At 44.7% G+C, this 26479-nt stretch carries 20 protein-coding genes; 14 read left to right on the top strand and 6 right to left on the bottom strand.

Features of this window, described 5'->3' with window-relative positions; all coding sequences use genetic code 11:
- Positions 1 to 5 precede the first annotated feature (5 nt).
- Positions 6 to 1901, top strand: a complete 1896-nt coding sequence (locus tag K0O23_RS10155) for an amidophosphoribosyltransferase (RefSeq protein WP_219877315.1) — start codon at positions 6 to 8, stop codon at positions 1899 to 1901.
- Positions 1902 to 1996: 95 nt separating this feature from the next.
- Positions 1997 to 2191, top strand: a complete 195-nt coding sequence (locus K0O23_RS10160) for a hypothetical protein (protein WP_219877316.1) — start codon at positions 1997 to 1999, stop codon at positions 2189 to 2191.
- A gap of 6 nt (positions 2192 to 2197) precedes the next feature.
- Here K0O23_RS10160 and K0O23_RS10165 read toward each other — a convergent pair whose 3' ends face one another.
- The gene (locus K0O23_RS10165; RefSeq protein WP_219877317.1) at positions 2198 to 3109 is read right to left on the bottom strand and encodes a YihY/virulence factor BrkB family protein; all 912 of its coding nucleotides are present in this window, start codon (positions 3107 to 3109) and stop codon (positions 2198 to 2200) included.
- A gap of 158 nt (positions 3110 to 3267) precedes the next feature.
- Between K0O23_RS10165 and K0O23_RS10170 the strand changes: the two genes are divergently transcribed.
- Both K0O23_RS10170 and K0O23_RS10175 read left to right on the top strand, forming a co-directional pair.
- Positions 3268 to 3948, top strand: coding sequence for a site-2 protease family protein (locus tag K0O23_RS10170; RefSeq protein WP_219877318.1), 681 nt, complete (start codon positions 3268 to 3270; stop codon positions 3946 to 3948).
- A 450-nt stretch (positions 3949 to 4398) separates the two neighbouring features.
- Entirely contained in the window at positions 4399 to 5010 is a 612-nt protein-coding gene (locus tag K0O23_RS10175; protein WP_219877319.1) for a MarC family protein, read from the top strand.
- 33 nt (positions 5011 to 5043) lie between these two features.
- Here K0O23_RS10175 and K0O23_RS10180 read toward each other — a convergent pair whose 3' ends face one another.
- Genes K0O23_RS10180 through K0O23_RS10190 form a run of 3 tightly spaced genes read right to left on the bottom strand, consistent with a single transcriptional unit; the run spans position 5044 to position 8752 of the window.
- Positions 5044 to 5919, bottom strand: a complete 876-nt coding sequence (locus K0O23_RS10180) for a universal stress protein (protein WP_219877320.1) — start codon at positions 5917 to 5919, stop codon at positions 5044 to 5046.
- Positions 5916 to 7571 carry a BCCT family transporter gene (locus tag K0O23_RS10185; protein ID WP_219877321.1) on the bottom strand — a complete coding sequence of 552 codons (1656 nt, stop codon included), beginning with the start codon at positions 7569 to 7571 and terminating at the stop codon, positions 5916 to 5918. The genes K0O23_RS10180 and K0O23_RS10185 overlap by 4 nt, the downstream gene beginning before the upstream one ends.
- 17 nt (positions 7572 to 7588) lie before the next feature.
- On the bottom strand, positions 7589 to 8752 hold the full coding sequence (locus tag K0O23_RS10190; protein WP_246597032.1) for a hypothetical protein: 1164 nt from the start codon (positions 8750 to 8752) through the stop codon (positions 7589 to 7591).
- 338 nt (positions 8753 to 9090) lie between these two features.
- On the opposite strand from K0O23_RS10190, the gene K0O23_RS10195 reads away from it, so the two are divergent.
- Entirely contained in the window at positions 9091 to 9483 is a 393-nt protein-coding gene (locus K0O23_RS10195; RefSeq protein ID WP_219877322.1) for a YybH family protein, read from the top strand.
- A 98-nt stretch (positions 9484 to 9581) separates the two neighbouring features.
- Here the strand turns inward: K0O23_RS10195 and K0O23_RS10200 are convergent, their stop codons facing one another.
- Entirely contained in the window at positions 9582 to 11780 is a 2199-nt protein-coding gene (locus tag K0O23_RS10200) for a M3 family metallopeptidase (RefSeq protein ID WP_219877323.1), read from the bottom strand.
- A 265-nt stretch (positions 11781 to 12045) separates the two neighbouring features.
- Between K0O23_RS10200 and K0O23_RS10205 the strand changes: the two genes are divergently transcribed.
- The 5 genes from K0O23_RS10205 to K0O23_RS10225 all read left to right on the top strand — a co-directional run bounded on the left by K0O23_RS10205 (position 12046) and on the right by K0O23_RS10225 (position 14420).
- A complete protein-coding gene (locus K0O23_RS10205) occupies positions 12046 to 12285 on the top strand; it encodes a hypothetical protein (protein ID WP_219877324.1) in 240 nt (79 codons plus the stop codon).
- Positions 12286 to 12362: 77 nt separating this feature from the next.
- Positions 12363 to 12614 (top strand): hypothetical protein, encoded by a 252-nt coding sequence (locus K0O23_RS10210; protein WP_219877325.1) that lies wholly within the window; start codon positions 12363 to 12365, stop codon positions 12612 to 12614.
- Positions 12615 to 12802: 188 nt separating this feature from the next.
- Positions 12803 to 13261 (top strand): hypothetical protein, encoded by a 459-nt coding sequence (locus tag K0O23_RS10215; protein WP_219877326.1) that lies wholly within the window; start codon positions 12803 to 12805, stop codon positions 13259 to 13261.
- Positions 13262 to 13267: 6 nt separating this feature from the next.
- Positions 13268 to 14017 carry a class I SAM-dependent methyltransferase gene (locus K0O23_RS10220; protein WP_219877327.1) on the top strand — a complete coding sequence of 250 codons (750 nt, stop codon included), beginning with the start codon at positions 13268 to 13270 and terminating at the stop codon, positions 14015 to 14017.
- A 100-nt stretch (positions 14018 to 14117) separates the two neighbouring features.
- Positions 14118 to 14420 carry a hypothetical protein gene (locus K0O23_RS10225; protein WP_219877328.1) on the top strand — a complete coding sequence of 101 codons (303 nt, stop codon included), beginning with the start codon at positions 14118 to 14120 and terminating at the stop codon, positions 14418 to 14420.
- A gap of 33 nt (positions 14421 to 14453) precedes the next feature.
- Here the strand turns inward: K0O23_RS10225 and K0O23_RS10230 are convergent, their stop codons facing one another.
- Positions 14454 to 15332 carry a helix-turn-helix domain-containing protein gene (locus K0O23_RS10230; protein ID WP_219877329.1) on the bottom strand — a complete coding sequence of 293 codons (879 nt, stop codon included), beginning with the start codon at positions 15330 to 15332 and terminating at the stop codon, positions 14454 to 14456.
- Positions 15333 to 15476: 144 nt separating this feature from the next.
- On the opposite strand from K0O23_RS10230, the gene K0O23_RS10235 reads away from it, so the two are divergent.
- The 4 genes from K0O23_RS10235 to K0O23_RS10250 all read left to right on the top strand — a co-directional run bounded on the left by K0O23_RS10235 (position 15477) and on the right by K0O23_RS10250 (position 26475).
- Positions 15477 to 15869 carry a DUF983 domain-containing protein gene (locus K0O23_RS10235; RefSeq protein WP_219877330.1) on the top strand — a complete coding sequence of 131 codons (393 nt, stop codon included), beginning with the start codon at positions 15477 to 15479 and terminating at the stop codon, positions 15867 to 15869.
- A gap of 310 nt (positions 15870 to 16179) precedes the next feature.
- Positions 16180 to 17109: a Crp/Fnr family transcriptional regulator gene (locus K0O23_RS10240; RefSeq protein ID WP_219877331.1), complete on the top strand. Its 930-nt coding sequence runs from the start codon at positions 16180 to 16182 to the stop codon at positions 17107 to 17109.
- 559 nt (positions 17110 to 17668) lie between these two features.
- A complete protein-coding gene (locus K0O23_RS10245; RefSeq protein ID WP_219877332.1) occupies positions 17669 to 25474 on the top strand; it encodes an FG-GAP-like repeat-containing protein in 7806 nt (2601 codons plus the stop codon).
- Between the two features lie 5 nt (positions 25475 to 25479).
- The gene (locus tag K0O23_RS10250; protein WP_219877333.1) at positions 25480 to 26475 is read left to right on the top strand and encodes a PorP/SprF family type IX secretion system membrane protein; all 996 of its coding nucleotides are present in this window, start codon (positions 25480 to 25482) and stop codon (positions 26473 to 26475) included.
- The last annotated feature ends 4 nt before the right edge of the window (positions 26476 to 26479 follow it).

The following is a 26479-nucleotide window of genomic DNA, read 5'->3' on the forward strand; positions in this document are numbered from 1 at the left end:
GCACCATGAGCGACTCTATTAAGCACGAATGCGGTATAGCCCTGATCAGGCTCCGAAAACCAATCGAGTATTACGTTGAGAAGTATGGCACCCCAATGTACGGCGTTAACAAGCTGTACCTGCTCATGCAAAAGCAGCACAACCGGGGGCAGGACGGTGCAGGTGTAGCCAGTATCAAGATCAACGCCCTTCCTGGTATAGATTACATCAATCGTTTTCGTTCTGTTAAAACCCGCGCCATCGACAGTATTTTTGGTAAGATTGGCAAGGAATTTAAAAAGCTGAAGGAAGATAACCCGGAGCAGGCAAACAATACGGAGTGGATCTGGGAAAACATGCCATTTTTAGGCGATGTTTACTTAGGCCATTTGCGTTACGGCACACACGGCCTTAACAGCGTAGACAACTGCCACCCAATGGTGCGTGAGAACAACTGGCGCAGCCGAAGTCTGGCAGTAGCCGGTAACTTTAACATGACCAACGTAGATGAGCAGTTTGCCAAACTGATCGAGTTGGGGCAGCATCCAAAACATAAAACCGACACAACTACTGTACTTGAGAAGATAGGACACTTTCTGGATGAAGAGAACCAGATGCTGTTCGACGAGTTCAAGAAAGGTGACTACACCAACAAGGAAATAACGAACCTGATCGAGAAGAACCTGAACCTGCAGCGTGTTTTAAAACGCGCCTGTAAGGATTTTGACGGTGGTTATGCCATGGCTGGTCTAACAGGTTACGGTGCATCTTTTGTTGTCCGTGACCCGAATGGTATTCGTCCGGCCTATTATTATGTGGATGACGAAGTGGTGGTGATCGCATCTGAAAAGCCTGCTATTAAAACGGCTTTCGATATTGATTACAATCAGATAAAGGAGATAACCCCGGGCCATGCCCTGATCGTTGATAAAGCCGGAAACCCTGAATTGAAGGAGATCATGCCGCAGGGCGAGAAATTGTCGTGCAGTTTTGAACGCATCTACTTCTCCAGGGGCAACGACCCTGAGATCTATAACGAACGTCTGAACATGGGCCGTTTGCTGTGTAATCAGATACTGGAGGCAATAGACTATAACCTAAAGGATACGGTTTTCTCTTATATTCCGAACACCGCCGAAACTTCGTGGCTTGGCATGATGAAGGGAATTGAAGATTACCTGCGCACGTATCGTAAAAATGCCATTCTAAACAACCAGCTTTCCGAAACCGAACTCGACGAGATATTACAGTACAAGCCGAGGGCGCACAAGCTGGTAATTAAAGATGCCAAACTACGGACGTTCATCACAGACAACAGCAGCCGCGACGATCTGGTTACGCACGTTTACGACACCACCTACGAGGTAATAAAGAAGAACATCGATACGCTGGTAGTGCTCGACGACTCTATCGTACGTGGTACCACTTTGGAGAAAAGCATTATCAAAATGCTGGACAAACTGGAGCCAAAGCGGATCATCATCGTGTCATGCGCACCTCAGATCCGCTACCCGGATTGCTATGGCATCGATATGTCCAGAGTAAAGGAATTTGTGGCTTTCAGGGCTATGCTGGCTTTGCTGGATGATCATGGTAAAAGCAACATGGTACAGGAAGTCTATCAGAAATGCGTAGAGGCGCAGGGTACACCGGCTTTCCAGGAGAAGAACTATGTTCAGGAGCTGTTCAATCAGTTTACTGCTGATGAAATATCTGCCAAAGTATCGCAAATAGTGAAAGCGCCAGGTATCAACGCCGAAGTTCAGGTTATCTACCAAACTATAGAAGACCTGCACCAGGCATGTCCGAACCATAAAGGTGACTGGTACTTTACCGGCAACTACCCAACTCCGGGCGGTACAGGTGTTGTAAATCGTGCCTTTATGAACTTTGTTGAGAACAAGGGAGGCAGAGCATACTAGTCTCTACGCTTAAATTTATACTTGCAGCACCTCCAGAGCCCATACTTTGGAGGTGCTGTTTTTATGTTGGTGTTACACTTATACTTTAAAGATACATGAGCAGCATACTAGAAATAATTTTCACGCTTATTCCGATCATCCTGTTTTTATACTTGTCGCTTACTATGCTGGGTGTGATAAAGTATAACAGCCAAACGTCTTTTTTAGAGAATGCCTCCACCACAACAAAAATTGCTGTTTACGGGGGCACGATTGCGTTTATTATAATGGCTGTAAAGGATTTGCTGTAGCAGAGACTAAGGCTGCGCTTCCTTTTCCATTGTGCGGTTATACTTCGTGGCTATCTCTGAAGGCTCTATGTCCTCTTCATGGTAATCGGAATAGGCTTTTGTAACCTCAGCTCCCAGCATTAAGATAACGGCAGAGTAAAATACCCATAGCAGCAACACTACCAGCGAACCAGCTGTCGCGTAAATGCCTGTTACTTTAATGTTATCAAGTATAAGATTGATGATTTCTTTGCCGATCAGGAAAAGAAATGAAGTGATCACGCCGCCGGCTAATGCGTTTTTCCAGCCTACCTTGGCATCGGGCAAAAATTTGTGTAAAGCAGTGAAGAAAGCCAGCATCATAGCAATATTAAATGTCGTGTTTATGGTGCGAAGGGCAGGGCTAAGGTGCTCCTCGAACAGCTCTCGCAGCTCATCAGTAAAAACATTCAGCAGCACATCCAGCAGAATACTTGATAAAAAGAAGAAGCCAAGGCTGGCCACCAGCACCAGTGTAATAACCCGGTGCTTTAACAACTTCAGGTAATTAACCCCTGTTTTTACCCGTACCTGCCACACCGAGTTCAGGGCTTTCTGGGTGATAAAGAAAATGATCGTAGCGCTTTTGATAACCACTGCCAGGCCCACTACAATACCCCAGAAACTTAAAGGCACCTCGCTGATATTACTCTGTACCTCATCTACTTGTTGAGCCGCTTCTTTTGTGATCAGAGACTCTATGTGTTGCACCACCGCTTGCCGCACCTCACTCTCCGGAAAAAAGATATTACCCAGAAAAGTAAGGAAGATGAGAATGGCAGGAAGTGAGAATATTGTAAAAAAGGCAATAGCCGCACTGTAGACGATAGGCTCGTCTTTCTGAAAGTTCTTTTTAGAGTCTTTCAGTATCTGCCAGCTTGCTTTCAGGAATCTCTTCAATCTTCTAATTAGCTTTCAATTTTATCCAATAACGCGCAGGTGTCTGAGATGTTCATACTTTAAAGTATAAACCAATTCATCTTGTTTATTCTTGTCAGGTAGGTTACTTGTTTATCTTTAATGGAACAAAGCTGCCAGAAATCGTAACAAGTAGGGTTATGTTTGGCATTAGTGATCTTCCTAAGTTCTTCCTGGCCTTTTTTCTGGTGCTGCCGGTAATTTCTTTGCTGCACGAAGCTGGCCATGTGTTTTTTGCCTGGCTGATGGGCGGAAAAAACATAAAAGTAACGGTAGGCACCGGAAGAGTGCTTTTTCGCGTGGGAATGTTGGAGGTAAGAAAGTACTACTTCTGGTATGGCTTGTGCTCTTTTGATAACCTGAAGCGAAATCAGCGCTTCGCTTATATCCTGATTTTTTCAGGAGGAGTGCTGTTTAATGCCATATCATCCGTTGCCGTGATGTATCTGGTAGAAGAAGAGGTGGTGGAGGCAGGAATACTAACCTACCAGTTTACATACTTTTCGATGTACTATATCTTTTTTGCCCTGTTGCCTATGACTTACCCGGATGGCAACTACAGCGATGGCAAAGTTATACTTGACCTGATCCGGGATAAGCACCAATTAAGAGATAATATTTACCGCATAGCATGGGATGAGGAGAAAGAGCAGTGGCAGGTGCTGGACCATAGTAAAGCTACTGTAGACATATTCAGCAGTGAGGAAGAAGCACTAGGCAAAGCGCATGAACTGGCGCAAAGTAACCGCCCAAGCCGCATAATTAACACGAAGAGTGGGGAAGAGGTTGAAGTACAAAACTATCCGCGGATACCGTTATAGGTTAAGGTAAGTAAATAGTTGGAAAAAATAATTAAGTGCATACCGCCAGTTTGAGCGCAGCGGTAAAGGTGGTTAAGTATGGCAGCAGTTTTTAACTGCTTTGTTCAGAGAAGCAAGGACGATAACCTTGACTATACTTTATACTTTGGCTACTGTAAATGAACCCACCCCTGCCCCTCCCAAGAGGGGAATTCTTCAAAAAGTATAAATCTCGCAAAGTGTATATCAAATAAAGTATAATTTCTGCTTGCGCAGAAAGCCTTTACAAACTGGCCTCATTGTAAACCACCAGCTACCGCTGCACTTAAATGGGCGGCATATATCCTGAGTATAATCCTTGGATAGGCTAGGAGTGGGCAATTAATCATTTGTTAGCTTAAATACCAACCTTTATACATCCAGCTTCTCAATGTTGCGTAGTTAGAAGCACCCCTAAACACTCCTGATTTTATGATAACAGCTATAGTTAGTTTTTTGGTGATGCTAAACCCCTTTGCGCTCTTCCTGTACCTGAAGCCTGTTATGAGCGACCTGCCTGATGAGGATTTCAGATCTGTTTTTATCAAAGCGAGCAGTATTTCCTTTGGTATCTACCTTGCTTTTTTGCTACTGGGCGATCTGGTGTTTCAAAAGGTGTTTCGCATCAATTTTGAATCGTTCAGGATATTCGGGGGAATTGTACTGTTCTCTTTCGCTTATATTTTTATAGTGCAGGGCAAAAAAGCCTTTATCCAGATAAAGGGAGATCTGCACGACCTGGCTTCTGAGATCGCACTGCCATTTATGGTGGGTGCCGGTACTATTTCGCTTACGGTACTGATGTCGGAGCAGCTGGTGTTGTGGCAAGGTATACTTTCGCTGGTCATCATCATGCTGGTGAATTTTGGTATTATAATGGGGCTTAAAAACTTACGGCGCGGCATGCGCTCCAGAAAAGTACAGGTTGCTTTCGACAAAAACATGGAGATCCTACTTCGCATCAATGGCTTCTTCCTGGGTGCTATCGGTATAGACATGGTGGTTACAGGCATCCGAAACCTCGTTAGGGCCGGCATAGTATAGCTTATGCCTTTGGCTTCTGTAAACCACCATATTTTATTTGATCACTTCTTCGGAATACACCAGCCATAGCGGCACATTGATATCGGTATTATACATTTCGGTAGGCACGCTTCCCAGGCTTAGCGATGGCAACGGGTTGTTACCTTTTAAGCCAAGCACCAGCAGGTCGTGGCGGCCTTTTTCGAGGTGCAGGCTGATGCGTTCTGCTATACTTTTGTTAGCGGCCCGTACCAAAGTATAAGGTATACCGGCAATTTCATTGTGTCGCTTTTGCAGATCAGCGAATTTTCCTTTTACAACTTCTTCGGCTTTTCTGACTGCTTTTTCTTCTGATATCAACGGAAAGAACTGAGAGGGCAAGCGGTACACATGCATGATCTCAAGTTGTAGGCCTAACTGGTCTGAGAGGTTCTTGCTAAGCCGAAGCGCATGTACCGAAGTATCAGAGAAATCTATCGGCACCAGCACTTTTTGTATGTTAAAGCTGGCTGTCTCGGGAAACACCAGCACACTACACGGAAGTATACGCAGCAGCTTGGTGCCCAATGAGCCGGTGCTTTTGGTGCTCATTTTCTTACCCAGTAGCGTTAGTTTAATGTTGTAGCGTTTTACCAGGTCGGCAAGTATAACTTCGGTGTTGGGTTCTTCGCTTACCAGTACCTCATAAGCTGTTTTATTGGCAAACTGCTCGTCTACAATGTCGTTTATGTTGCCTTCTACCTCCTGGGCCAGGTCCACGTCACCAAACATTTCGCGGAAATCATCGCCCAGTTCATACAGCTTAATGTTATGTACAAAGTATACTTTACCCACCTGCATGCGCTCGCAGATAGTCCTGGAGAAAGCAACTAGTTTTTCGTCTATATCGCTCAGGTCTAAGCAGACCATCATGGCATCTATCTTAATCATGGCGCGTCAGGTTTTGGGGGATTTATGGGATTAGACTTTTGAATGGTTTCCTGCTTCTGGGCGCGTTTTGCAAGCATTTCTGCTACCAGCTGTTGATACGCTTTGCGTTCCTGTGCCTTACCCAGCTTGGTTTCTTCTTGTGCCTCTTCGCTTAGGCCGCGGTAGAGGCTATAGCACATTAACAAAAGTATAATAGCAAAGGGCAAACCGGTAATGATAACAGCTGTCTGCAAGGCCTGCAGGCCACCGCCAAGTAACAGTACTGCCGCAATTGCCCCGCCAGCCAGCGCCCAGAAAACCCGTATGGCCACCGACGGATCGGGCTTGCCCCCAGAAGTAAGGCTGACCACAACCAATGAGCCGGAGTCGGAGGAGGTTACAAAGAAGCCGGCTACAAGTATAATTCCTATCACAGAAAGCGCTGTTGAGAATGGTAACTGTTCAAAGAACACAAACAAGGCCGTTGACATATCGGCTGCCACTGCCTCAGCAATAGTCAGGTCTCCGGCAAGGGTTTCGCGGAGGGCTGTGCTGCCAAAGGCCGTCATCCACAGAAAAGAGAGTAGGGAAGGAGCAATGAGCACGCCAAGTATAAATTCTTTGATAGTTCTTCCTTTGGATACCCGCGCAATAAAAATTCCTACAAATGGTGCCCATGAGATCCACCAGGCCCAGTAGAACACCGTCCAGCTGCCTTGCCAGTTCCTGTTTGAGTAGGCCTCGTTCCAGAAAGAGAGTTGCATAAAGTTGCCAATATAGGAGCCGGTATTCTGCACATAAGAGCCAAGTATAAAAACTGTTGGACCCAGTACCAACACGGCCAAAAGTATAAACAGGGCAATGCGGATGTTCCACTCACTCAGGATGCGCACGCCTTTGTCCACCCCGGTTACTACAGAAATGGTGGCGATGCCTGTGATAACGCCTATAAGTATGATCTGGGTGGTTACGTTATTTACAATGGCAGGGAATACATGATTTAAGCCAGATGCCACCTGCTGCACGCCTAAGCCTAATGAAGTAGCCAGACCAAACAGGGTAGCTATTACGGCAAGTATATCAATCACATGCCCTGCAATGCCATGAATGCGCTCTCCCAGAAAAGGGTAAAAAGCAGACCGCACGGTAAGGGGCAGCTGCCGGTTATAGGTAAAGTAAGCCAGTGACAGCGCCACCAGCGCATAAATTGCCCAGGCATGCAACCCCCAGTGCAGGAAAGTATAATTCATGGCCTGCCTGGCAGCAGCTGGTGTGCCCGGTTCGCCCAGAGGAGGGGTCTGGAAGTGGTTAACAGGCTCGGCAATGCTCCAGAAAAGCAAACCAATACCCATGCCGGCGCTGAACAGCATGGCAAACCAGGAAGAAGTACTGAACTCCGGCTTCGCATCTTTGCCGCCCAACCGTATTTTCCCAAAACGACTGAAAGCCATAAACAGGCAGTACACCACAAAGATGTTCACGCTAAGTATAAATAGCCAGCCCATATTTGCTGTAACCGCCGCCTGCGTGTCACCGAAGAACTCCTCCGCATCTTTCCGGAATATGAGCACTAGTGCTATACTGACTATCAGGAATACGATGGAAGACCAGAACACGGGACCATTTACATCCAGCCCGAAAGATTTTTTTGTATTAGTTTTTACTTTACTCATTCATCTGCATTATAATATCAGAAATAATAGCCCATGTTAATGTTAAAGCGCATATGCCACCTGGTATCGCCGGGTGTTCCGGTTGTAAAGGCGTTGGCCCACTCGGGGCCCAGCCAGGGGTGATTGTAGCCAAATGCAGCATCGGTATAGATGTACATGGGGCCAGCTGTGAAGAGTGCTCCAAGCACGTTCATGTGTGCATTTTCGTAGCCGCTTACGCGCTTATTATAGTAGCCGTAGTTGTTGTAAATATCTACTCCTTGCAGCAGACGGGTGTTTACTGGTATGTGGTAAGCTACTCCCAATGTATAGATCTCACCTTTATTAGCAACGTTATAATTGGCACCGTAGGCACCCATTTCTATAAAGTTAAGGTTGTTACCAGCTGCATACTTTGGGTCAAAGCGATAGAGCATTGCCTGCAATTTTACATTCCAGGGGCTGTGGTTGGTTTTGTACTCGTAGTGTATGGCCCCGGCGTGGCGGGTGCCGTTTCGTTCTGTGTCGAGGTTGTAAAGCAGACCGCCTTGCAACGAAAAACCCAGTTCATGGGCAAGGCTATCACCTAAGCGGCGCACCAGTTTAAAGTCCAGCTGGTTGTTTTCTTTGTTGCGGCCGGTTACGTCGTAAGAATAGCGGTTGGGGCTGGGCTCCTGGGAACTGAACACAAAATCCTCTGCGCTTTTGTAGTAAGCTGCCTGCCATTGCCACCTCCCAGAGTCGTGTATATACTTTATACCCATGTCGTGGTCATCCTCAAAACCTACATAATAGGTCATGTTAAAGAACCAGTTGTTGGAGTTGTATTGCTGAATGCCGAAGGGCACTTGGTGCAAGCCTACCTGTATCTGCGATTGGTCTGAGAAGTCGTATTGAAACCAGCCTTGCTTCAAAAAATGTCCACCAAAAGCTTCGGAATAAAAACGGTATTCTGCATTTAATTTGATGCCTTTGTATTCTGCCTCAGCATTGATGCGAAACAGATCGAAACCAAAGTCGCCGCCACGCTCCAACTGGTCTTCTTTCCAGGTGGATAGGTTATAATTGAATCGGACTGCCCCGCCAAGTTTAAGGTATGGTTTTTCTTCGGGCTTATCCTCTGGATACTGTGCCAGGCATACTGCGCTCCAAAGAATTAAAGGCAGAATTAAGAGTATACGGTGTTGTAAAATTGTTTTCAATGGCACACGTTGGTTAAAGTATAACATTGCACTTTACTAAAGACGGTGTGAGGTGGTAAAAGTTACTTTTTGATAAACAGACAGAATTTAGGGAGCACTCAGACATGTATGGTTTAGGATGCTCTACCATCCTGTGCACTATATCAGATAATTACTTTAGCCACTACTTTAACCTGATCTGCACGATAAAATTATACCCTTACTTAATAAGTGTAACGGGGGGATGATGTTAGTGGTTGATACTAGTTTAATTCTTATTTTTAATTGTATTTAAGCAATCTAATAAGTACCAGTTATTCTATATCATTAACAATCATTATATAAACTAAGTAAGCAATATGGAAACAATTACCAGGAACACCAAGGCGGAGATCATGAACGTCAACAAAAAATTTATGCAGGCTTTTGCTCAGGGTAATGCAGAAGGCGTAGCCAACCTGTACACAGATGAAGGCATGCTGCTACCTGCAGGTATGGATATCATCAAAGGTAAACAAGCTGTGCAAGACTTTTGGCAAGGTGCCATAGGAATGGGCATAAAAGAGGTTAAGCTGGAGACGATGGAAGTGCAGCCATGCGAAAACACAGCTATAGAAATGGGAAATTATACTTTGAGTGGAGCTGATGGTGCTATGGTTGATAAAGGTAAGTATATCGTAGTATGGCATAATCAGAACGGTAATTGGAAACTGGACAAAGATATCTGGAATACCAGCCTGAGCGCCACCTAAGTATAAAAGCTAAAAGTATAAAAGCCCTGTAAACACTTTGTTTACAGGGCTTTTATACTTTTAGCTGTACAGCAAATTTATATCATGGCAGCTGTATGCTATTTTCTAGACTGCGGCTTAGGCACCGGGAAACCGCGGTCACGCATCAGTGCATCTATCTTGGCATCGCGACCACGGAACTTACGGTAAGCATCAGCCGGATCCATAGAGTTGCGCGGTGCGAACAGGTATTTCACCAGTCTGGCTGCCACCTCTGCATCGTAGAAACCGCCTGGGGCCTCTGCAAAAGCCTCAGCAGCGTCAGACGTTAACACATCGGCCCACAGGTAACCGTAGTAACCGGTAGCATAACCCTCACCAGAGAATACGTGTCCGAAGTGCGGTGAACGGTGACGCATCACTATTTCCTTCGGCATACCTAGTTTTGTGAGGGTTTCCTTTTCAAACTTAGCAGGGTCCATGCCGTTCGGGTCAGCCAAGTGGAAGTGCATATCCATCAGGGCAGAACCTAAAAACTCAGTTGTTGCAAAGCCCTGGTTAAAGGTAGAAGCCTTCTCGATTTTGGCCACCAGTTCTTTCGGCATCGGTTCGCCTGTTTTGTAATGCTTCAAGAATTGGTTGATCACCTTGTCAGTAGACAGCCAACGCTCCAGCAACTGCGACTGGAACTCGGTGTAATCGCGCACGCCGCTGTTAAGGGTTGGGTACTTTACGTTAGAAGCCAGGAAGTGCAGCGCGTGGCCAAACTCATGGAAGAAGGTTTCCGCATCATCCCACGATACCAGCACTGGCTCACCCGGAGCAGGCTTCACAAAGTTAGAGTTGTTAGACGATAGCACTGTTTTCTTACCATCAAACGTAGTATGGGCACGGTAAGTAGTAGCCCATGCACCGGAACGCTTGCCCTGGCGTGCGAACGGATCCAAGTACCATAAACCGATGTGCTGGCCGGTAGTTTTGTCGGTTACTTCCCATACTTTCACATCCTCATGGAAAACAGGCACAGAACCCTCTGGTACCGGTGTGAATTTGAAGTTGAACAGTTCACCGGCTGTAAAGAAGATCGCATCCGTCAGGTTACCCAGCTCCAGGTACTGCTTCACCTCGTCAGAGTTCAGGTCATACTTCTCCTGACGTACTTTCTCGGCATAGTATCGGTAATCCCAGGGCTGAATAGTTATCTTGGTCTTACTGGTTTTATTGGCTACTTTCTGCATGTCGGCCACTTCTTCTTTGGCTCTGGCAATGGCAGCTGGCCATACGGCCATCATTAGGTCCATGGCTGCCTCAGGTGTTTTGGCCATACGGTCCTGCAGGCGCCACTGGGCATAATTGTCGTAGCCCATCAGTTGCACCCGCTCTTTGCGTAGCTTTAATATGTCAACAATATTCTGCTTGTTATCACTGGCATCGTTGTTATCGGCACGGGAGTAGTAGTTTTTCCATACTTTCTCACGCAGCGCACGCTCATCAGAATAGGTAAGGAACTGGTCCATGCTGGAGCGGGTGTTGGTAACGGCATACTGCCCTGGCTTACCGCGGTCTGCTGCGGCTTTGGCAGCTGCCTTTACAAACGACTCCGGTAGGCCGCCAAGTTGGTCTTTTGTAAAATATACCACATAATTCTCCTCATCTGCCAAAATGTTGTTAGAGAAGTTCGTGTAAAGCGACGAAAGCTCTTTGTTGATCTCGGCGTAACGCTGCTTTTTCTCAGGGCTCAGGTTGGCGCCTTCCATTTCAAAACCTTTGTACACCAGCTCTACCACGCGCTGCTGATCGGCAGGTAATGGGTTTTTCTGAGCGTTATCGTATACTGTTTTAATGCGTTGGAACAGCTTCTCGTTCTGTGATATCTTAGAGTTGAATTCAGAGATCTTTGGAGCCATTTCAGCTTGTACTTCTCTGAACGCAGGCGTAGACACGTTGCTGCCCCAAATACCGTAGTAAGTGAACACGCGGTTCAACTCCTTACCGGCTCTTTCCATTTCCTCGATGGTGTTTTCGAAAGTGGCTGGCTGCGGGCTGTTGGCAATCGCCTCTATTTCAGCCAGGTTCATGGCCATAGCCTTTTCCATAGCCGGCTTCAGGTCGGCCAGGTTCATTTTATCGAAGGCTGGAACACCTCCGTAAGGGCCGGTCCATTCTTTTAGCAGCGGGTTGGGTTCTTCCTGCTTTTGCGCTACGGTAGCCTGTGTTTCCTGTGCCTGCGGGGCTTGTACAGAAGAGGTACAACTCGCCAGTGCCAGCAGTACCAGTAATCCGGATTTCTTGCCGGCTATTATAATTGATTTCTGCATAAGTTGTTAGTTTGTGAATAGAGTTCCTGAGAACCCTGCTAGTATAAATTAGCACAAGATACGAAAAATCTTTGTTATTAGCCGGTTTTGGGCTCTCGCAGCATAGATCTGGCTTTGTTAAAAATCTGTTTATACTATCAGTATGTCTGGTGCTAAAATGAAAAAGTTAACCAAACCTGCTAGCTTTCAAGCTTGTAAGGAAAAATAGACTATATCTCAAATTTGAAACTTACGTAGAATATATTGTATCTGTAAAGTATAAGCCATGCATTCAACCGTTTTTAAGTTTGGAGAAGGAAGTCCCTTTATTAAAAGCGGACGTCCGGTAAAGCAGGAAATTAAAGATAGGTTACTATGGCAGGCAATGCGTGTAGCTAAAACCGGTAAAGATGTGTTTAAGTATGGCTTAATTATTTATACTCCAATTCCTGCCTACCTCAATGGTCCATTAACCCTGGAAATATACTGGGATTTTAAGAGTCCGGACGAGTTTCCTGTTAACTAATGGCCGATATCTTTCCTACTTCATAACAAAGCATGTATGGGGTAGCTGTTTTTCATTTTGCCTTCGTATACTAGTACATGAACCTCGAATTCTTTAACACCCATTCGCACGCAGGAAGACTAGAGATAATCTGGGCGCATGGCACTTTTTTAGCTCAGCGGGGCAGGAGAGGCTATCGTATTGCGCTTTACGATCTGGGTAATTTCTTTGCCGAGATCTGGTCTAACCCACACACAGATTACATTAGCATGGTGAGAGGCTATAAGAGCAAGAAAGCCCTGGAGCTTTACATAGCCGAGATCAGCCTGGAAAGGATGATGGAGTGGTAACCAGAATACGGCTGCTTCAGATAGCATAGCCAGCCACTTACTAATAACCTGTATCCTTTTCTTAAGTCAATAACAGATATTATCAACAAACATCAGCAACCAGGTTGTGTTTAATAGTTATCGCTATGTTTTCTGTATACTATGCGTATACTTACATTCAGATAGATAACATGATAAAACGAAATTAAATGGACGCTGAGAATCTGAGAAATAAGCACTCGATACAACACCTGTACAATGCCATCCTACCGGAACTGGCACAGCATATCAACCATAACATTATGCCTGTAACAGCTTTGTTTCATGATTTTGGGCTGGAGCGGGTAATCGACACCTGGACCAGAGACCCTGCAGCAGGCGACGATGAAGTTGTAAGTATAGAAAACGGTAATGTGCAGTTTATGGGGCTAAAGCTACGCATGGAAGGCTTTAAAAGAGCAGGTGCTGGCGCGTTCGACATGAACAAAGACCTATTGTTTAAACTGGAACGCAGCAGCTACACCGTAGGCCCGGATAAAAACACCAATTGGCTCGAAAAAGATTACACTCAACGCTGGGAAACATCCGAATATGAAATGGTGGCTGCTCAATGGGCCGAAGAACTGATTGATGCCATTACGCAACGCCTGGAAAGTATAACTGGTTGATAAAGTATGAAATCGCTGTCAATTACATCTTCAAACCTGCTATTCCCCCTGCTTATGGTGTTGTGGCTAAGCACCTGCACGTCGTGCCATGCCCAGAAAGAGAAAAATATCGATAAAGTATACGCTACCAAAGCACCAGGCCCGGGAGGTACGGGCAAAGTATACATGGGCCGCGAAATTGCAAGGGTTATCGGAACAGGTGGTGGAAACTGGCTCGAGCGAAGTACACGCCAGGAAGACGAGAACTCATTACTGGCTATTGATAACATGATGCTGAAACCTCAGAGTGTGGTAGCCGATATTGGAGCCGGTACTGGCTTTTATACTTTCAGGGTAGCAGAGCGGGTGCCGCAAGGCAAAGTATACGCTGTAGAATTACAGGATGCTTTTATTGCTACTTTAAAAGAACGCAAGCAAGAGTTGGGTTTAAATAATGTAGAGGTAGTAAAAGGAGGCACACAAAGTATAAATGTGCCCGATGCCACCCTGGACCTTGCTTTTATGGTGGATGTGTACCACGAACTGGAGTATCCGCAGGAAATGCTGCAAGCTATACATAAAGCCCTCAAGCCAGGTGGTAAACTAGTGTTGCTGGAGTACCGTGCCGAAGATCCAAAGGTTGCCATAAGAGAACTACACAAAATGAGTGCGGCCCAGGTTAAAAAAGAACTCGAAGCCAACGGCTTTAAACTACACAAACAGGTAGATGCCCTCCCGATTCAGCACTTCCTGATGTTTGAGAAAGAGGACCGGTGATTAAAGGGATTTTAAAAGATTTAAGAGATAATATGTAAGACTGGGTTTTTCTTACAAACAACTGTTCCTTAGGAACGCGTGGTCCTGTTATATTTGTCACATGAACTCCATTGACCTGAGCTCTTACTACCGCCTTTACGCCTTCTCCGATTACAGAAGTATGAAAGTAGCCTTGCCGTACATGCGGCGCGTCGTGCTGGCAAAAGGCCTTTCTGAAGTAGAGGAGGCAGATGTTAGAAGGTATGTACAGCGTGTTGAGGGGAGTGGGTATAAAAACTATCTGGAACCGCTAAACCATCTGTATGCACGGGTATCTGCCACCAGCTCTTTTATTACTGCTTTGCAACTGTTATATAAAAGCAATGGCTACTCTGCCCGATATATTGTGGTGGAAAGGCGATAAGTATTATGTCTATACCTTTGCCTGCTTACATACTTACTTGTCAGCTCTAAACTGTTCCGGTGTTAAGCCTGTGTGTTTTTTAAAGAACCGAAAGAAATAAGCGTTATCAGTATACCCTAGTTCTGCAGCTATTCGTGAGCTTGTTAAATCGGAGTGTACCAACAGCCTTTTGGCCTCGAGTAAAGTGCGAAACTGTATCAACTCTATCGTAGTTTTTCCCAGAGACCTTTTACAAATTTCGTTCAGATGTTTTGTGGTTACATGTAAGCAGTCAGCATAAAAGCGTACAGGCAAGTGTTCTTTGTGGTGCAGGTCAATCAGCCTTTCCAGATTTTGTAAGAGCGTGTGTTCATTGCCTTTAAATGCTGTGCTGCATTCTGTGTGCCTGCAAATTCTCGTCAGTTCTATAAGTAGTACATCCAGCAGCCTGCTGAGCATTACCTCTTTCATAAATCTTGAAGTATTATGCTCTTGCGCAATATTTTGCAGAACAGGCATAAGCAGCGCGTTTTCTTCAGGAGAGATGCTTAGAATGGGTCTGTGCAGCATGGTGTTAAAAAAAGGAAAACTATACAGCTTACGATCAGGATATGCTTTGGCGTAGAATTCCTGCGTAAAAAAGATTATGAAGCCATCAACATTATCTGAAAGTTGCCAACTGTGCACCTGCCCCGGAACCAGGAAAAACACAGTGTAAGGCTTTACCTCATATTCCGTGAAGTCAATAGTATGCTTACCACTGCCCTGTGTTATAAAAAGTATGATGTAGAAGTTGTGCTTATGAGGCCTTCTAATGAACAAGTGCTCCTGTAAGTGTGCAGAGAAGGAGCTATAATAGAAGTAATGCTCCTTTTGGTCCTGTGCATTATAGTCCTGAATCTGATAAATTGGTAGGTACTTCCTTTGTGTCATGCTATACTTATTAAGGCACAAGTTAGTTAACGCACAGGAAAAACACTCAGTAAAATTGGCTCAAATGTACAGTAAAAAGTCACTTTTGTCACGTAAGTAGATGTAAAGGCAGTGTACCTTTGTGTGTAGATAAATTTTGACAGAATGAGCCAAGGAAATTCACTCTTATACGGTATCGTATCAGCTAAATGCCCCAGGTGCAGAGAAGGAAACATGTTCCCGAAAGGCACACTGTATACGACCAGATTTGCGGATATGCACCCAAATTGCCCATGCTGCGGACAGACGTTAGAGCCCGAGCCAGGTTTTTACTACGGAGCCATGTACGTAAGCTTTGCCTTTAATGTAGGTATATTCCTGGTAGCACTGTTTATACTTTACCAGTTTGTAGATGAGGTTACTATGGCCATGATGATCGGGATTGTAGCTGTAAGCGTTGTAGGCCTTTTGCCCATCATATTCCGACTTTCCAGAGCAATGTGGATAAATATTTTTGTGAAGTATGAAGGCCCTTGCAATCAGATATCTAAGAAGTAACCGAAGTAGTTTTGCCATTTGATTTTATTGCCAGGCTAGTTTTATTGCCTTTTTAAAATCATACGTTTGTTCAGAACTTTAAATTAGGTCAACTGATAATTCTTAACAGCAGATAGCTGCGATCACTATTCATTCATGTGACATTATATTCTCTACATAAGATGTCATGCTATAAATAACCTTTAACATAAATAGTTGTGTATAATTAATATTAATTATTATCTTTATTTAATATTAGGCAACTGTGGTCACAAAGTGTATTTGTGTCTGCATTCTGCAGCATTTACAAATCGCCAACTTACCTTATTTGATGCCTGAAAAACCTCTGCAATTCATACAAGTAAACCCGAAAGATATTGCCTACATTATCGGGCTGCTTGCCACACAGCATCCAGTAAGCGAAGAGTTGCAGAATGAGTTTTACAAGCACGCCATTGCCATCCAGTTAGAGGAAGGGGAGCACCTGCTTTATCACGGGCAGTTGTGCCAATACATGTATTTTATCCGTGAGGGTGCGTTAATGGCTTATTCGTTGCACAATCATAAAAAGATTACAACGTATATTTCAGTTGAGAATGAGTTCGTTAGTTCTTTGTCAGGGCTCTATGGCGAAGAACCCTCCCGGGAAGCTATCATAGCAGTGGAACCAACGCTGGTTTTGGGAGTACACACCGATGTTCTGCAAGAATGGTATCAGCGCTTTTTCGATTTGAATTTTATCATCCGAAAAGTATACGAGAATTATTATCGCGATGCGCAGGAGCGTTCTCATATCGTGCGTGTAGGCAACGCACAGGAGCGGTATTTATACTTTGTGCAATCCAAGCCAGGCTATATTGATCGTCTCCCTTTGGAGAGCGTTGCCTCTTTTCTGGACATGAAACCGGAAACACTTTCCCGCATCAGAAAACAAGACCAGTTTTATTTGCAAGGCCAAGAGGCCGAAGACCTGCTGGAGCAAGTAGAGCAGTATATGTATGAAACCAAGTGTTTCAAAGAGAAAGCTCTTAAGGTGCAGGACCTTGCAGCAAGGCTTGATATTCCGGCCTATAAGCTTTCTATGGTAATAAATACTTATTTAAAGAAGAGTTTCAAGGACTTTATAATTGGAACTGCATATGCTATCCAATTCCTCTTTTTTGTTAGAGCAAGGTTCTCTGGTGCTACTTTGCCCTCATTATTTTGTAATGCTTTTTTAATGGCATCGGCTTGTCAACCCACTGGGCTTACCCGCACCTAATACTATTACGGAAGCCACAGAGAATACTCAAAACCAATCTCCGCTACAGTAACTGGCTTATACGCATTCGGTGTATGGTTTTAGCAATTGCAGGCATGCCTGAGAAGAGAGCTGTGTATGGAACTACAAGCGGGTGAATCTATAAGTTGATTAAATTCTACAAGATATTAGCTTAAATTAAATAAGTAATTAGTATAGAATCTGACACTAATTATAAATATTTCATAATTGTACTATTATGGAATATTTAGTGAAATATTAAAGTTATAGTGGTAAATATATTAATATTAATATATTGGTCTAAGGTTTTAATTTATACGGCTTAAAATATTTTAGCTCAACTGGTTGTAGGTTTGATAATTGCACTTAAATTTGTTAAAATATTTTAATTTTTTGTATATAGTAAAAATCTACACCCCTTCAACATTTTATGAAAATCCAATCTTTTACCTCTAAAACGGAGGGCAAAAGTATATGGTGTGTCCAATTGAGCTTACGTTCAAGATGGCTTGCTATATGCTTTGTGCTCTTTAGTTCTCTGTTAAGCTCCTATCAGGTAATGGCGCAACAGTATACTGCTAATTTTTCAACACCTCCTACTTTCTATGAAGGCTTTTGGGCAGGTGCAAAAACACACGCGACAGTAAATCTTGGTGGTGTAGATTATGATATTACAATAGGGCAAGTAACCAACTGGTCGCATTCCTCTTCCGGTGGTGAGTCCAACAGTGGATCTATCACCGCGATAGGCGGAGGGGACGTAAGTGTAACGCTGAAAAGAAAAGACAATCAACGATTTCAGTTTTACGGGGTTTGGTTAAAGTATACTAATTACTCAGGATATGCAAACAAAGATCTTCGTGTAACATACAGTGGCTCTACTGATCCACAGCAAACTTTTGGAGGCAATTCTACAGCTGTTCTCTCTAAAAATGTGAATGTTACATCAGTGTCACTCTACTTTGGAGGACTAGATAGGTTATATCTTGATAACTTAATTGTTGGTCCAGCGGTTGCTAGTTTACCCACACTTGTTACAAATAGCGTAAGTAACATAAACAGTACTTTCGCTACAGCTGGGGGTAACATTACTAGCGATGGTGGTGGTCCGATAACTGAGCGAGGTTTAGTATGGTCAACAGCCACAAATCCAACAACAGGCGACAACAAGCTAGCGATAGGTAGTGGTACAGGCTCATTTAGCGGCCAGATTACCAACCTCACAGCTAACACCACTTATTATGTGCGTGCCTATGCAATCAACTCAGCAGGGACTGCCTATGGAAGCCAAGTGTCATTTACTACCACCGATGCTTCTGGACCTTTTTCTTTAACTCCGACACTAGATACTTCTTTTGATAATACTGGATCATATCCAAATGAAAATACATGTTATGTAGGGTATGAGCCTTCTTGGGGGCAGATGACAGCCGCTCTTAAATTTGCTTTAACCCCAATATCTGGCACAGTAACTTCCGCTAAACTTCGATTATTTGTAAATTACAAAAGCGGTACAAATCCATTTATCAAAGTTTGGTCTTCAGCAAATGAATCATGGACAGCTTCTATTAGCTCTGCACCTGCTACAAATCAGGCCTTAGGTCAAGTTGATGCAACTGCTGTTAATAGTTGGATAGAGGTGGATGTTACAGATTACGTTAAAGCACAAGTTGCGGGAAGTAAAATTGCTTCATTGGTTGTAACTGGTAATACTTCCTCAAGCCCTGGAGAAGTATACTTTAATTCGATGGAAAGCACTACAAACCAGCCTCTATTAGTAGTGACTACTGGTGCAGCTCTTTCCTCAAACGCTGATCTATCAGGTATAACCCTTTCAACTGGTACATTAGCACCAACCTTTGCAACTGGCACAACTTCCTATACAGCAACAGTAGCTAATGGTGTATCTACTATTGATATCACGCCTGCCCTTGCAGATGTTAAAGCTGCAATCAAAGTAAATGGCAATTCAGTAGCAAGCGGTTCTGCTTCCAATGTTCCTTTGGTTGTTGGCAATAATGCAATTACAATTTTAGTGACCGCAGAAGACGGCACTACCAAGACCTATACGGTAAATGTAACTAGATTAAACCCTTCTGTTCCTGCCAGCGCCATCAGTTTCAATGGTTTTAACCAATACATTAATGTGCCTAACAACAGTGCTTTTGAGTATGGAACCGGAACAGTAGAGGTTTGGGTAAAGCCAGACTGGACGCCAGGTACTAAAGGTGCAAACCCATGCGTGTTGTCCATGAGAGCTGATGCAGGCGGAGCCACAAGGTATAGCCTACACATCAATGATAACTTAGGGGCTATCGGTATATACAACGGTTCTTATGCAACTTTACCTTACTCCTTTGCAAAAGGCCAATGGTATCATATTGCGGTTGTCATGAAGGCAACCGGGAATGAATACTTTGTCAACGGCGTGTCGATCGGCTCAACCAACAACCCGATCGCTACTGGTGTAACGGGGCTTAATTTTAAAGTGGGCGCCTCCGAAATCAGCGCGAGTTCCGCTTATACGAAGGAGTTCTTCCTGGGCGAGATGGATGATATCCGCGTGTGGAACACGATGCGCACGGCAAGCCAGATCGCCAGCAGTTACCAGAACGAATTAACCGTTCCCGCAACTGGCCTGGTGGCTTACTATAAAATTGATGCGGGTATTACCGCAGATGGCAATAAGTTCGCCAAAGCCGCGACGGATCACTCTGGCAACAACTATAACGGTACAGTTGTCAACTATTTCAATGATGCAGACTTGAAGGGTCTTGCTATTTCTGCAGGTACTCTTTCTCCAGCTTTTGCAACACTTACAACAGGCTATTCTGCCACAGTGCCTTCTACCGCATCTTCAATCAACGTTACTCCTACCACTTCTGACAGCAAAGCAACCGTAAACATAAACAGCGTTGCCGCAGCAAGTGGCTCAACCACTCCGGTAAACCTGGCGTTCGGAAGCAATGCCGTTAATGTGAAAGTAACGGCGCAGGATGGCACGATCAAGACTTACACTATAAATGTGACCAGGCAACTAAGCAGCAACGCGGATTTATCAAACTTAGCTGTTAGCGCTGGTGTGATTACCCCTGCGTTTGCAAGCGGTACAACTTCTTACAGTGTTTCACTCCCAAGTGGCACGACCTCTCTAAACCTAACTCCAACAGTTGCCGATGCAAATGCTACTGTAAAGGTGAATGGTACAGATGTGGCAAGTGGTAGTGCGCATAGCGTAACGCTTAATACTGGCAATAATGCCATTACAATAGCGATAACGGCACAAAATGGTACTACTAAATCTTATACACTTACTGCTAACGTAAACAATACCCCAAAACCTATTGCCGGCTACCTAAACGGGTTAAAATTTGATGGAGTAAACGACTATGTTGAAATTCCTTCTCAGACTTCCAATCAGTTTGATTCTAATACCGAGTTTACTGTTTCCATGTGGTACAAAGCCAACAGCATGGCTGCAGCAGGTCTCTTCAACAGGCCTTCAGGTGGCGGCGACATGCAACTTTGGTTTACAGCTGAGAATGGCAAATTTACTTTTGCCATTGATAAGCACGGCTGGGGATGGAGATGGTTAACTAGTACGGATGCTTATAAAGTTGGTGAGTGGGTACAAGTGTCTATAGTAAGGAGAAATGTTAGCGGGCAACGTAACATGGAGATTTACGCTAATGGCGTGCTCGTTGGGTCTGCAAGCCTTGCCTACACTTCCTCTGCATCAAGCGCCCCTATTCGTATCGGTACATTCATGAATGTAGATGGTGGCTTTGCCAATGGCCAGATAGATAACGTATCTCTCTGGAAAAAGGCCCTTACAGTTGAAGAGATAAAGACGTTAGGTACCTCAACACTGAATGGCAACGAAGCCAGCTTGGCAGGTTACTGGCGTTTTGATGAAACTACAGGTACTATTGCCTACGATGCAACTGCAAACGCAAATCATGGTACGCTTATAAACATGGACCTGGCAGCAGCCAGAGTTGCATCAACTGCTGGCGATATAACGACTAATGAAGATGTGGTCTTTACAGGTAAACTTGCAGGCAGCGACGAAAGCGGTAACACGCTTACTTATAGTGTAGTTACGGCTCCGGCAAAAGGCGCACTTGTTATAACAGATGTTGCTACGGGTGCCTTTACTTACACACCTGCAGCCAACATACACGGCTCCGATGTATTTACATACAAGGTAAATAATGGATCATTGGATTCAGATGCAGCGACAGTTAACGTAAATATTGTTTCTGTTAATGATGCTCCAGTTGCTGTGGCTAAAACAGTTACGGCAACCGTAGACGCCAACTGCCAGGCTGTAGTTGATGCTTCGGCATTCGACAATGGCTCAAGTGATGTGGATGGTGATGAACTGACGTACAGCATTTCTCCTGCAGGTCCGTTTACCGTTGGTACTACCAATGTTACTTTAACAGTTTCGGATGGTAAAGGCGGTACTAGTACTGCTGCAACAACTATAACTGTTGTAGATAACATCAAGCCAAGATTTGGTAATATGGTTGGAAATCCTGTTGCCTCTAATACCAGTTCACAACCTGGTGTTTTTATGAAAAAAGCAGATGTGTGGCATGGTCCTTCTCCTTATGATCATCATCAGGTAGCTGCTGCTGATTTCGATGGAGATGGTGATCTTGACCTTGCTTATACCACTAACAATTCACCTGCTATTTATTTGAACGATGGCAAAGGGGTAATGACTGCCGGATTTTCAATATCTAATTTTAGACCCGGTTCAGTAGTTACTGGTGATTTGAATGGTGACGGTAAACCTGATATCATATATGGAGCATCAGCTAGTGGAACTCCAAGCTCAAGGGTATATATGAACAATGGTGACGGTACTTTTACTATTACTCAATCTAATGTTGGAGGAGTAGACAGGGTTACCGATGTAGCTCTTGCAGACCTTGATGGTGACGGTGATCTTGATGTATTCTTCGTAGGATCAGGTTACAGTAACAGAAACCATCGTGTTTATTTCAATGATGGAAATGGAAATCTTTCACCTTCATCACAATTGTTTAATACAAATGATTGGGGTGCTAGAGTTGTTCTACGTGATTTTAACGGAGACGGAACGATTGATGCTTTTGTTACAGCAGATTGGCCAGAAAATTCTTCCAGGTTATGGATTAACAACGGATCAGGTCAGTTTTCTGCTTCCGGGCCTTCTTTTGTGAATGGTTATGGAATTGATGCTGCCGATTTTGATAAAGATGGTGATATGGATATTATTTATGCAACCTCCAATACCACTTTTGCCTTCCTTATTAATAACGGAACAGGAAGCTTTACTCAATCCACTCAGGTGTTTTCAAACCCAGAAGGGCACAAGCCTATGGATGTAAAATTTGCCGATATTGACAATGATAATGATGCAGACATTATCGTAGGGTATTCTGCTTCACCAAGAATTTATTTAAATGATGGATCTGGTCAGTATTCGTTGGGCAATACAATTCCTATCCAATATAGTGCGGTTTTGAAACATATGATCTTTGTTGATATGGATGGTGACCAGGATCTGGATTTTGTAGATGCTATGGCAGGTGCTTTCAATGAAGTTGTATTTAACCAGCTTACTCATCCTGTAACAGGTGGCTGTAGCGACATTGTAGTAAATAATACACCAGGGCAATGTGGGGCCGTTGTTACTTTTACGAATGCATTTTCAGATAATTGTCCAGGAGCAACAGTAGCTTACTCTCATGCCTCAGGTTCATTTTTTCCAATTGGTGTAACAACAGTAACCGGAGAGGTAACTGATGCTGCTGGAAATAAAACAACCTGTTCATTTACTGTAACGGTAGCAGATACAGAAAAGCCAATAGTTAAAACAAAAGCTATTACTGTTGAACTGGATGCAACTGGTGCAGCTACAATTACGCCAGCAATGGTTAATAATGGCTCAACAGATAATTGCTCGATAGCTTCTGATGGTTACAGCTTAGACAAAACAAGCTTTAGCTGTGCTGATCTTGGCGATAAGACCGTTTCACTAACTGTAACAGACGTGAATGGCAACACCGCTATGGCTACAGTAATTGTTACTGTAGTAGACAATGTTAAACCTACAGCAGTTGCCAAAAACATTACTGTTTACTTAGATGGGAACGGCGCTGCAACTATCACGGCAGCACAGGTAAACAATGGCAGCACTGATGCCTGCGGTATCGCCTCTGTTGCTATAGACAAAACAATCTTCTCTTGTGTAGACCTTGGCGCTAACACTGTTACCTTAACCGTAACAGACAACAATGGCAACACTGCTACCGCCACGGCTACCGTCACAGTAGAGGACAACATTGCCCCTGTCGCTAAGGCACAGAATATAACTGTGCAGTTGAATGCCAACGGTACAGCTACGATAGCTGCTGCTGATATCGACAATGGCTCGACTGATAACTGTGGTATAGCTTCTCTTGCACTGTCAAAAACTACTTTTGGATGCGCTGAAGTAGGTGCCAACACAGTGACGCTGACTGTAACCGACAACAGCGGCAACACACATACAGCCACTGCTACAGTTACAGTAGAGGACAACATTCCACCGGTAGCTATGGCACAGAATATTACAGTTCAGCTAGATGCTTCTGGTAATGCAACTGTTATGGCTGAGCAAATAAACAACGGCTCCGGTGACAACTGCGGTGTTGCTTCTTTTGCGCTGTCAAAGACTACTTTTGATTGTTCAAATGTAGGGGACAACACTGTTACCTTAACCGTAACGGATAAGAGTGGCAACACGCATTCTGCAACAGCCATTGTAACTGTAGAAGATAAGGTTGCTCCAACCGTAGTTACAAAAAACATCACCGTTCAGCTGGACGCAATCGGAAAGGCAACCATCACGCCTGACATGATCAACAACGGTTCGACTGATAACTGCGCCATAGCAAGTATAACACTGGATAAAACAGAGTTCACTTGTATTAATTCTGCTGCCAACACAGTTACTTTAACAGTTACTGATGTTAATGGCAACAGGTCTTCGGCAACGGCAATTGTTACTGTAGTAGACAATATAGCACCGGTAGCTAAAGCCAAAAACATTACGGTGCAAATAAATGCAAGCGGTAACGCAACCATTGCTGCGTCTGATGTAGACAACGGCTCTGGCGATAATTGCGGGGTAGCAAGTATAACGCTTGACAAGTCTTCTTTTGACTGCTCCAACACAGGTGCCAACACGGTGATGCTGACAGTGACAGACAACAGCGGCAACACGCATACCGCCACGACCATAGTTACAGTAGAAGACAAGATCGCGCCTTCAATCACGGCCCCTGCCAATGTAGTGGTAGATGTGGACCCGGGCAAGAACACAGCATCTAATGTAGCTTTGGGTACGCCTGTAACGGCAGACAACTGCTCGGTAGCTTCTGTAACCAACGATGCTCCGGCTGTATTCCCGACAGGTGTAACCACTGTAACCTGGACTGTAACGGATGCTTCCGGAAATACAAGTACCACAACACAGACAGTAACAGTAAGACGTGATGTTGTATCAGTTGCTACACCGGCCACCATCAATGTTCCGATCAGAACTGCGTATGCTGCTGTTCCGCTTCCGGCTACTGTAACGGTAACCTACTCTGATGGTAAAACTGAGGTGATTGGAGTAACATGGACACAGGGTACTTACAATGGCACTGTTGCCGGTAACTACGTATTAAACGGCCAGCTTGCATTAACTGCAGGTACCACAAACACAGGTGGTAAAGTCGCTAAGATCACAGTTGTGGTAGAGCCGAACAAAGTGCCTACAGCCCTTGCCTTTAGTGCGACTACCTTTAAGCCGGATGCGAAAGCTGACGACGTGATCGGTACACTCACAACCACAGATCCTGATGATACACAGTTTGTGTACACACTGGTAGCTGGCACAGGTGATGCAGACAATAGCCTGTTTGAGATCAGAGGTGACAAAGTATATCTGAAATCCAACAACGGCCTGTCTGGTCAGACACAGTTCACCTTCAGGGTAAGAAGCACAGATCCTTATCAGAATACAATCGAAAAAGCCTTCACATTAAGCAAAGGCAATTACGGTGTGGCAGAGGATAAACTGAAGATCGTAAACGCCTTCTCTCCGAACAACGACGGCATCAACGACAACTGGTTTATACCTGAGCTTCGCTTCTACAATAGCGTGGAGGTTGAGGTGTTCGACAGATCCGGCGTGAGACTGTTCCACACAACTGACCCTGAGAAAGGATGGGACGGACGCGGCCTGAATGGACAGGTTTTGAAAGGCGCTTTCTTCTACATTGTGCAGGTAAAAGACATCAACCTGGTGAAAAAAGGTGTTGTTACAATTATTAGTAAGTAATTATCATGAAGAAGATAGTATTAACCATAGCACTTGTTGCATCTGTTCTGGGCCTGCAGGCCCAGAACAGAAAACATGTGGCCAACTTCTCGCTGTTTCAGCAGTATTTTAATCCCGCGCTGACAGGTTACGAAGGCTCCATGGTCAAATCGTTTTACCGTAACCAATGGACAGGGTTTGAGGATGCCCCTAAAACCATTTTTGCCTCCGCAGAACTGGACCTGGCAGACCTGAGCTCCTGGAAAAAAGAGGACCTTTTAAAGACCCACGCGACAGATAGCTACAGCAGGCAGGCCGGCGCAAAGCATGCATTCGGACTTGCAGTGCTCAACGACCGATTCGGGCCTTTTACTGAAACCCAGGTGCACCTGAGCTATGGCTCCCGCGTTCGCCTTTCAGAGAAGCTAAGCCTGCGCTGGGGCGGCGCTCTTGCTTACAGTGCCCAGCAATTGGACGGCAATAAGCTGACCCTCGACCAGGAGAATGACCCTGAGTTTGCCGGTATGATTGGCAGCACAGGCAAGGTTAACCGCATAGACCTGAATATGGGCCTGATGCTTACCGGTGAGAACTTCTACCTGGGTTACGCCATGCAGGATATTACAAAAGGCAAGCTGATGACTTCCGGGGATGATTACCTGCAGAACAATGTACCCCAGCACCATGTGGTGCAGGCAGGTCTCCGTGCCCCGGTTACGGAGCAAGTAGGTGTCGTAGTTAACTCCATGTACCGCTACGACGATAAACTGGAGGAAACACTGGAAGGTCAGGTAAAGGCCGTGTATCAGAATATGTTCTGGTTGGGTGCAGGTTATCGCAAGGACCTTGCCTATGGTCTGAACGCCGGCGTACGCACAGGGCAGTTCAAGATCGGCTACGTGTACGAGATGCCTGTGAGCAATGCTAGTCATATGAGCAGAGGCACCAACGAGATCATGCTCACCTATAACCTGATTCCGGTAAAGTATCCGAAGTATGGCAAGAAAGTAACCATGTGGTAACCTG

Source organism: Pontibacter aydingkolensis, from assembly GCF_019443125.1.
Taxonomy (GTDB): domain Bacteria; phylum Bacteroidota; class Bacteroidia; order Cytophagales; family Hymenobacteraceae; genus Pontibacter; species Pontibacter aydingkolensis.

Excerpts from the sequence above, each read along its gene's own strand:
- K0O23_RS10155 (WP_219877315.1), top strand. The coding sequence starts at position 6 with ATGAGCGACTCTATTAAGCACGAATGCGGTATAGCCCTGATCAGGCTC.
- K0O23_RS10160 (WP_219877316.1), top strand. The coding sequence starts at position 1,997 with ATGAGCAGCATACTAGAAATAATTTTCACGCTTATTCCGATCATCCTG.
- K0O23_RS10170 (WP_219877318.1), top strand. The coding sequence starts at position 3,268 with ATGTTTGGCATTAGTGATCTTCCTAAGTTCTTCCTGGCCTTTTTTCTG.
- K0O23_RS10175 (WP_219877319.1), top strand. The coding sequence starts at position 4,399 with ATGATAACAGCTATAGTTAGTTTTTTGGTGATGCTAAACCCCTTTGCG.
- K0O23_RS10180 (WP_219877320.1), bottom strand. The coding sequence starts at position 5,919 with ATGATTAAGATAGATGCCATGATGGTCTGCTTAGACCTGAGCGATATA.
- K0O23_RS10185 (WP_219877321.1), bottom strand. The coding sequence starts at position 7,571 with ATGAGTAAAGTAAAAACTAATACAAAAAAATCTTTCGGGCTGGATGTA.
- K0O23_RS10195 (WP_219877322.1), top strand. The coding sequence starts at position 9,091 with ATGGAAACAATTACCAGGAACACCAAGGCGGAGATCATGAACGTCAAC.
- K0O23_RS10200 (WP_219877323.1), bottom strand. The coding sequence starts at position 11,780 with ATGCAGAAATCAATTATAATAGCCGGCAAGAAATCCGGATTACTGGTA.
- K0O23_RS10205 (WP_219877324.1), top strand. The coding sequence starts at position 12,046 with ATGCATTCAACCGTTTTTAAGTTTGGAGAAGGAAGTCCCTTTATTAAA.
- K0O23_RS10210 (WP_219877325.1), top strand. The coding sequence starts at position 12,363 with ATGAACCTCGAATTCTTTAACACCCATTCGCACGCAGGAAGACTAGAG.
- K0O23_RS10215 (WP_219877326.1), top strand. The coding sequence starts at position 12,803 with ATGGACGCTGAGAATCTGAGAAATAAGCACTCGATACAACACCTGTAC.
- K0O23_RS10220 (WP_219877327.1), top strand. The coding sequence starts at position 13,268 with ATGAAATCGCTGTCAATTACATCTTCAAACCTGCTATTCCCCCTGCTT.
- K0O23_RS10225 (WP_219877328.1), top strand. The coding sequence starts at position 14,118 with ATGAACTCCATTGACCTGAGCTCTTACTACCGCCTTTACGCCTTCTCC.
- K0O23_RS10230 (WP_219877329.1), bottom strand. The coding sequence starts at position 15,332 with ATGACACAAAGGAAGTACCTACCAATTTATCAGATTCAGGACTATAAT.
- K0O23_RS10235 (WP_219877330.1), top strand. The coding sequence starts at position 15,477 with ATGAGCCAAGGAAATTCACTCTTATACGGTATCGTATCAGCTAAATGC.
- K0O23_RS10240 (WP_219877331.1), top strand. The coding sequence starts at position 16,180 with ATGCCTGAAAAACCTCTGCAATTCATACAAGTAAACCCGAAAGATATT.
- K0O23_RS10245 (WP_219877332.1), top strand. The coding sequence starts at position 17,669 with ATGGCGCAACAGTATACTGCTAATTTTTCAACACCTCCTACTTTCTAT.
- K0O23_RS10250 (WP_219877333.1), top strand. The coding sequence starts at position 25,480 with ATGAAGAAGATAGTATTAACCATAGCACTTGTTGCATCTGTTCTGGGC.